The following is a 5682-nucleotide window of genomic DNA, read 5'->3' as shown; positions in this document are numbered from 1 at the left end:
TCGTGGCGAAGTACCGGAAGAAGTAACGGTAGCTCCGGGCCATGCCCGGCGAGCGCAGCGGGGAAGAGCGAAATGCCGCCGGGCACGGCCCGGCGCTACCGCATGGTCGGAATGCCATGCCGAGGCCCGGTGTTCGTGCCGAAGTACCGGGAGAAGTAACGGTAGCGCCGGGCCATGCCCGGCGAGCGCAGCGGGAAAGCGAAATGCCGCCGGGCACGGCCCGGCGCTATCCGCGGTGACGCTGCTGCGTCACCGCTGCGGCGTGATCACCTGGGTCGGCAACCGTGCCGGCGGCGCCGGGTTCGGCACCCAGATCGCCACGCCTGCGGCGCGCTTCTGCGTGGTCGGAATACCAATGCCGAGACCGCCGCCCACATGCGAACCATAGCTGCCGGCGCCCACGGACATGCCCACCGGCGAGCCGCTGCTGCCCACGCCCATCAGCACTACGCCGTTGGCGCCCAGCGCTGCGGCTTCGCGCTTCAGCCGCGCCACGGCGGCGTCGGTCTGGCCCTGGGTGCCGAAGCCCACCGCAGAGGCGGATTCCAGCTGGGCGATCTCCTGCGAGCCGGCCGGCGGCGTTGAATAGATCTGCACCTGCGCCGGGTCGATCGGCGCCCGCGCGCGGCCCAGCATGACCTTGGAGGTGCTGGCACAACCGGCGGCGGCCAGCAGCATGGCCGCCAGTGCGGCCCAACGGATGTTCATGGCAATACCCCTGCAGGACTGGATGGGATCATCGGTGGGCCACTCTGAATCGGCGCCAACGCCCTGTGCGCTGGGCATCCAGACGCTAGCACGGCTGAGGTGAGCGGCCCGCCAACGGGAGTAGGCGACGGCGGCCGGAACGTCTATGGTTGGGGCCGGGAACCAACTGCGGGAGAGCGGCGATGGGTGTGATCAGTCTGTTGTGGGTGTACTGGCGCTGCTGTGGATGATCCTGGCGCTGATACCGCTGCTGGGCTGGGGCAACTGGTTCCTCATTCCGTTCGCTGCGGTCGGCGCGGTGATCGCTGCGCTGGGCATCCTGTTCACCCACCCGAGCAAGCGCGGCCGGGCCTGGGCCGGCCTGGTCCTGAACGGCATCGTGGTGGTGGTGGGCATCCTGCGCCTGGGCCTGGGCGGTGGCGTGATCTGAAGCTGCGGCCGGGTGCGACCGGGCGTCGCAGGGCTGCGGCCCGCAGCCGGGCAGGGGCGTACAATGAACGGCTGCGCGAGCCTGCGCGTGCCTGTGAATCCGCGCCCGGCGCGGCTGCCCCATGATCATCCGACCTCGTCCCCACGGCTGGCAACTGCTGTACATCCTGCGCGGATCGATCGTTCCGGCGATCGCACCGAAGGTGCTGGCCATCCTGATCCTGTCCATCGCCGTCGCCGCGGTGGTGGAACTGGCGCCGCCGATCGGCATCGAGCGCGTCTCGGTCACGCCGTTCACCCTGCTGGGCCTGGTCCTGTCGATCTTCCTGAGCTTCCGCAACAGCGCCTGCTACGAGCGCTGGTGGGAAGGCCGCAAGCTGTGGGGGCAGCTGGTGTTCGAATCGCGCTCACTGGCCCGGCAGGTGAACCTGCTGCTGGTGGATGACGCAGGCCGCCGCCGTCGCATCGCCTATCTGGCCACCGCCTTCGCCCATGCGCTGGCCGCCCGCCTGCGCGGCCGCATCGTGGCGCTGGCGGCCTTGCCGTGGCTGGACAAGCGCCAGCGTGCGCAGCTGGCCGAGCGCGAGAACGTACCCGATGCATTGCTGGCGATGATCGCCGCCGAACTGGCGCAGGCGCTGCGCAGCGGCGATCTCGATCCGATCCTGTACGCCCAGCTGGAAGACCGCCTGCATGCGATGTCCTCGATCCAGGCAGGCTGCGAGCGGATCCTGACCACGCCGCTGCCGTTCGCCTACACCCTGCTGCTGCACCGCTGCGCGTGGATGTTCTGTGTGCTGCTGCCGTTCGGCCTGGCCAGTTCGCTGGGCTGGGGCACGCCGGTGCTGTCGGCGGTGCTGGCCTACGCCTTCTTCGGCCTGGACCAGCTTGGCGAAGAAATGGAAGATCCGTTCGGCCTGGAGCCGAACGATCTGCCGCTGGACGCGCTGGTGCGCACGATCGAGATCGACCAGCTCGACGCGCTCGGTGAACGCCCCCTGCCCGAACCCCTGCTGCCGCAGGGCTACCTGTTGCACTAGCCACTCCTCGGAGCCTGCCATGCCTCATCCCCACTACCGCCCGCGGCGCATGCGCCATGACGAGTTCTCACGCCGCCTCATGCGCGAGAACACGCTGACCACCGACGATCTGATCTATCCGGTGTTCGTGCACGAACCGGCCGGCCGCACCGCTGTGCCGTCGATGCCCGGTGTGGAGCGGTTGTCCATCGAGGAACTGCTGAAAGTGGCCGAAGAGGCGCTGGAGCTGGGCATCCCGGTGATCGATCTGTTCCCGGTGATCGACGCCTCGCAGAAGTCGCTGGATGCCTCGGCGGCATGGGCGGAAGACGGGCTGGCGCAGCGCGCGATCCGCGCCCTGAAGTCGCGCTTCCCGGAGCTGGGCGTGATGACCGATGTGGCGCTGGACCCCTACACCACCCACGGCCAGGACGGCATCATCGATGACAAGGGCTACGTGCTAAACGACATCACGGTCGAAGCGCTGGTCAAGCAGTCGTTGTCGCATGCCGAAGCCGGCGCGGACATCGTCTCGCCGTCGGACATGATGGATGGCCGCATCGGCGCGATCCGCCGTGCGCTCGATGCCGACCATCACCTCAATGTGCGCATCATGGCCTACTCGGCCAAGTACGCCTCGGCCTTCTACGGCCCGTTCCGCGACGCGGTGGGCAGCGCGGCCAGCCTCGGCAAGGCGGACAAGAAGACCTACCAGATGGACCCGGCCAACGGCGACGAGGCGATGCGCGAGATCGCGCTGGATCTGGAAGAGGGCGCCGACATGGTGATGGTCAAGCCGGGCATGCCGTATCTGGATCTGGTGCGTCGCGTGAAGGAACAGTTCGGCGTGCCCACCTTCGCCTACCAGGTCAGTGGCGAGTACGCGATGATGAAAGCGGCGTTCGCCAATGGCTGGCTGGACGAGCGCGCCTGCGTGATGGAGTCGCTGCTTGGTTTCAAGCGCGCCGGCGCCGATGGCGTGCTGACCTATTTCGCGCCACAGGTGGCGCGCTGGCTGCGCGAGCGCTGACAATAGCGGCATCGATGGAGGGAGGAACGGCTGATGGGACCCGAACTGGGATGGATGCAATGGCTGATCTGGGGCGTCGGCACGCTGGTGTTCGGTGCCGTCATCGTCGGCGTGTTCATCGCAGCCTGGCGGGCCGGCAAACGCCCTCCCGAGCAGCTCTCCGCCGCCCGTCGGGTCGCCCGCGAACAGTCCCTGCCGGACAGCGTGCAGGCCGAACTGGCCGCGCTCAACCAGCGCAAGGACAGGGGCCAGCTGAGCGAGGCGGACTACGAACAGCAGCGCGCCAAGGTGCTGTCGCGCTGATTGCGGTGCCCGGGCCGGGATCTACCGCATGCACCCGGCCACGGCAGGCACTTTCGGTACCGCCAACCGGTAGAGATCCACGCCCCCGGCACGCGGCGCCTTCGCCGCACTGCTGGCGACCAGCATTTCCCCCGGCTTGGCGTTGTCGATCACCGGCGCACCGGTCCAGCCGCCTGCCTGGTTGAAGGACAGCCCCAGCGGCTGCAGCGCCACGCCGCTCCAGGCGCACCCGCTGCTCCATACCTGCGCGCTCGTGCCGCTGCCACGACTGAACACCACGGCGCCATCGTTGCCCAGCCAGTCAGCGTCAGTCTCGTCATCGGCGCTGTTCAATGCCGCCAACGCGGTGGCCGGGCCCCGCGCGCCCTCGGCATCCAGGGTGGCCACGAACAGATCCCAACCGGCGCCACGGCCCTGCTGGCGCGCGAACAGCAGCCGCCGGCCATCCATGCTCAGCGCTGGACCGCGCTCTTCGTACCGCCCACGCTCGCCGCGCAGGGCCTGTGCGTTGCCAAGCTGGCCATCGCGGGTCACGGCGGCACGGTACAGCGCCAGCTGGCCTTCGGTGCCCGCCGCGAACAGCAGCCAGCGGCCATCGCGGCTGAAGTAGGGATCCCGGGCCTCACCGCTGACATCGACCGCCAGCGCCTGTGCCTGCTGCCAGCGGCCATCGATCAGGCGGGCCTGCCACAGGCCCCAGCCGCCCTCGCCGCGGCGGGCGAAAACGATGCGCTGGCCGTCGGCACTGATCGTGCCGCGAGCCTCGTCGGCACGGGTCGAGACCACGCCCATGCCTTCGATGCCGTACTCGTTCAACGCCATCGCCACGGGGGCAGAGAGTAGACTGGCGGCAAGCACCAGCAGTGTCGGGGTGATGCGCATCATCCGGGTCCGTACACGAAAGAGCATCAGTCTAGCCAGCTTGAGGAATCCATGACCGACCGTTACGCCGTCTTCGGACACCCCGTCGCCCACTCGAAGTCGCCGCAGATCCACGCGACGTTCGGTCGCCAGGAAGGCATCGCCATTGACTACCGCACGATCGACCTTGCCCCCGACGCCTTCCTCGCCGGCCTGGAAGCATTCGCCGCCGAAGGTGGTGTCGGTGCCAACGTCACCCTGCCGCACAAGGAAGCCGCGTTTGCGGTCTGCACCACGCTGACGGCCCGTGCGCGCCGCGCCGGTTCGGTCAACACGCTGCTGCGCAAGGGCGAGCGCTGGCATGGTGACACCACCGACGGCATCGGCCTGGTGCGCGACCTGACCGACCGCCATGGCCTGGACCTGCGCGGCCGCCGGGTGCTGATGATCGGCGCCGGCGGCTCGGCCCGCAGCGTCGCCCCGGCGCTGCTCGATGCCGGCATCACCGAGCTGGTGGTGGTCAACCGTACGCCGGAACGCGCCGATGAACTGATCGATGCGATGGGTGAGCCGGGCCGCGCCATCAGCCGCTACTGGGAAGACCTGCGCGAGCTGGGTGACTTCGAGCTGATCGTCAACGCCACCTCTGCCGGCCGTGACCGCGACGTGGAGTTCAAGCTGCCGCTGTCGCTGGTCAATTCGATGACCACCGCAGTCGACCTGAACTACGGCGAGGCGGCCATCGCGTTCCTGGCCTGGGCGCGCGCGGCGCAGTGCCGCAATACCGTCGATGGCCTGGGCATGCTGGTCGAGCAGGCCGCCGAGAGCTTCCTGCAGTGGCACGGTGTGCGCCCGCAGACCGGCGAGGTCTACCAGCAGCTGCGGCAGGGCGCCCTGGCGCTGGCCGGCGAGGACTGAGCGATGGACAACATGACCCTGCTGGTGACGGTGCTGAGCATGGTGGGCGTGCGCCTGCCGGTGCTGATCGCGCTGTGCGTGGGCCTGGTGTGGGTGGTGGGCGCGCCGCGCGATGCCACCCGCAGCGGCGCGCTGGCCGGGCTGCTGCTGTTGCTGCTGGCCAGCCTCGGCAGCATGGCAGCGGGCATCCTGCCGATGTGGATGGTCAGCAGCGGTGACTTCAGCGCGGTTTCGAGCATGAGCGCCATCCTGGGCGTGCTGCATTTCGCTCTGGCGATGGTGGAAGCGATCGGCATGGTGCTGCTGGTCTGGGCGCTGGTGCGCCTGCTGCGTCAGCGGCCGCCTGTGGCAGGCCGGTAAGGTCGTGCCGGGCATGGCCCGGCGCGCCCGTCGGTGGGCGGGTAGCGCCGGGCC

General features: G+C 69.2%; 8 protein-coding genes. 6 read left to right on the top strand and 2 right to left on the bottom strand.

Annotated elements, in window-relative coordinates; translation table 11 throughout:
* Positions 1-249 precede the first annotated feature (249 nt).
* Positions 250-708 (bottom strand): hypothetical protein, encoded by a 459-nt coding sequence (locus QMZ25_RS14535; RefSeq protein ID WP_053517962.1) that lies wholly within the window; start codon positions 706-708, stop codon positions 250-252.
* A 145-nt stretch (positions 709-853) separates the two neighbouring features.
* Between QMZ25_RS14535 and QMZ25_RS14530 the strand changes: the two genes are divergently transcribed.
* The 4 genes from QMZ25_RS14530 (at position 854) to QMZ25_RS14515 (ending at position 3489) form a co-directional block, all read left to right on the top strand.
* On the top strand, positions 854-1138 hold the full coding sequence (locus QMZ25_RS14530) for a hypothetical protein (protein WP_283219847.1): 285 nt from the start codon (positions 854-856) through the stop codon (positions 1136-1138).
* Positions 1139-1259: 121 nt separating this feature from the next.
* The gene (locus tag QMZ25_RS14525; RefSeq protein ID WP_053517963.1) at positions 1260-2177 is read left to right on the top strand and encodes a bestrophin family ion channel; all 918 of its coding nucleotides are present in this window, start codon (positions 1260-1262) and stop codon (positions 2175-2177) included.
* 19 nt (positions 2178-2196) lie between these two features.
* The gene (gene hemB / locus QMZ25_RS14520) at positions 2197-3186 is read left to right on the top strand and encodes a porphobilinogen synthase (protein ID WP_053517964.1); all 990 of its coding nucleotides are present in this window, start codon (positions 2197-2199) and stop codon (positions 3184-3186) included.
* A 33-nt stretch (positions 3187-3219) separates the two neighbouring features.
* The gene (locus QMZ25_RS14515) at positions 3220-3489 is read left to right on the top strand and encodes an SHOCT domain-containing protein (protein WP_111187207.1); all 270 of its coding nucleotides are present in this window, start codon (positions 3220-3222) and stop codon (positions 3487-3489) included.
* A 21-nt stretch (positions 3490-3510) separates the two neighbouring features.
* On the opposite strand, the gene QMZ25_RS14510 is transcribed toward QMZ25_RS14515, so the two are convergent.
* Entirely contained in the window at positions 3511-4374 is an 864-nt protein-coding gene (locus tag QMZ25_RS14510; RefSeq protein WP_279941931.1) for a hypothetical protein, read from the bottom strand.
* Positions 4375-4422: 48 nt separating this feature from the next.
* Between QMZ25_RS14510 and aroE the strand changes: the two genes are divergently transcribed.
* Together aroE and QMZ25_RS14500 are read left to right on the top strand one after the other, a co-directional pair.
* On the top strand, positions 4423-5268 hold the full coding sequence (gene aroE / locus QMZ25_RS14505) for a shikimate dehydrogenase (protein WP_283219846.1): 846 nt from the start codon (positions 4423-4425) through the stop codon (positions 5266-5268).
* Positions 5269-5271: 3 nt separating this feature from the next.
* Positions 5272-5628 (top strand): hypothetical protein, encoded by a 357-nt coding sequence (locus QMZ25_RS14500; RefSeq protein WP_053517969.1) that lies wholly within the window; start codon positions 5272-5274, stop codon positions 5626-5628.
* Positions 5629-5682 lie beyond the last annotated feature (54 nt).

Source organism: Stenotrophomonas sp. RS-48, from assembly GCF_030053245.1.
Classification (GTDB): domain Bacteria; phylum Pseudomonadota; class Gammaproteobacteria; order Xanthomonadales; family Xanthomonadaceae; genus Stenotrophomonas; species Stenotrophomonas maltophilia_P.
The sequence above is the reverse complement of the archived record's forward strand: the minus strand, read 5'-3'. Positions and strand labels throughout refer to the sequence as shown.